We start from the raw sequence: 981 nt of genomic DNA, 5'->3' as shown, positions 1-981 counted from the left end.
CGTGCTGCTGGCCCGCGCCCTGGCGGGCGCGCCGGACCTGCTGCTGCTGGACGAACCCTGCTCCGGGCTGGACCCGACCAGCCGCGCCGCCTTTCTGGCCCTGCTGGGGCAACTGGCCCGCGCGGGCGTGCAGATGGTGCTGGTCACCCATCACGAGGGCGACCTGATTCCGGAAATCAGCCACGTGCTGCGTCTGGTCGATGGCCGCGTCACCCGGTGCGGCCCGCGCGGCGACGACGGTTTGGCGCGGGACGAATCCGCATGACCGGCTGCCCGCTTTTCGAGCCCCCCCGACTGGAGCACGGCATGCCTTTCGCCGGGCTGATCCAGGTGGCGGGCGTGCACGACATGGCCGAGGCGCTGGCCCTGCGCGAGGCCGGGGTGCATGCCATGGGCCTGCCCCTGCGCCTGCCGGTGAACGTCGAAGACCTGACCGAAGCCGAGGCCGCGCGGCTGGTGACGACGGTGGAACGCCTGCCCGCGCCGCCCCTGCTGCCCGTGGGCATCACCTACATTGCCGATGGGACCGAGGCGGCGGAATTCTGCCGCGTGCTGGGGCTGCGCCGCCTGCAACTGCATGGCCCGGTGGGGGCCGCCGAACTGGCCCGGCTGCGGCGCGAAATTCCGGACCTGTTCCTGATCAAGAGCCTGGTGGTGCGGGCAGACGGCAACCTGCCGGAACTGCTGGACACGGTGCGTGAACTGGCCCCGCTGGTCGACGCCTTCATCACCGACACCCACAACCCCGCCACCGGCGCGGACGGGGCCACCGGCCTCACCCATGACTGGGCCGTGAGCGCGGAACTGGTGCGCCTCTCGCCCCGACCGGTGAGCCTGGCTGGCGGCCTGACCCCGGACAACGTGCGTGCGGCCATCCTGCGGGTACGCCCGGCAGGGGTGGACGCGCACACCGGCGTGGAAGGCCCGGATGGCCGCAAGTGCCCGAACCGGCTGCGCCGCTTCGTGGCCGAGGCCGGACTG

At 72.9% G+C, this 981-nt stretch carries 2 protein-coding genes; both read left to right on the top strand.

Annotation, left to right across the window (positions count from 1 at the left end):
- The coding region (locus tag FVW20_RS16625; RefSeq protein WP_196610464.1) for an AAA family ATPase at positions 1-265 on the top strand (265 nt) is incomplete at its 5' end.
- A partial coding sequence (locus FVW20_RS16620) for a phosphoribosylanthranilate isomerase (protein WP_196610463.1) occupies positions 262-981 on the top strand: 720 nt, incomplete at its 3' end. The genes FVW20_RS16625 and FVW20_RS16620, both read left to right, overlap by 4 nt.

Source organism: Nitratidesulfovibrio oxamicus (assembly GCF_015731765.1).
GTDB lineage: Bacteria > Desulfobacterota > Desulfovibrionia > Desulfovibrionales > Desulfovibrionaceae > Cupidesulfovibrio > Cupidesulfovibrio oxamicus.
Note: the sequence above shows the minus strand (reverse complement) of the source record. Positions and strands in the feature narration are given on the sequence as shown.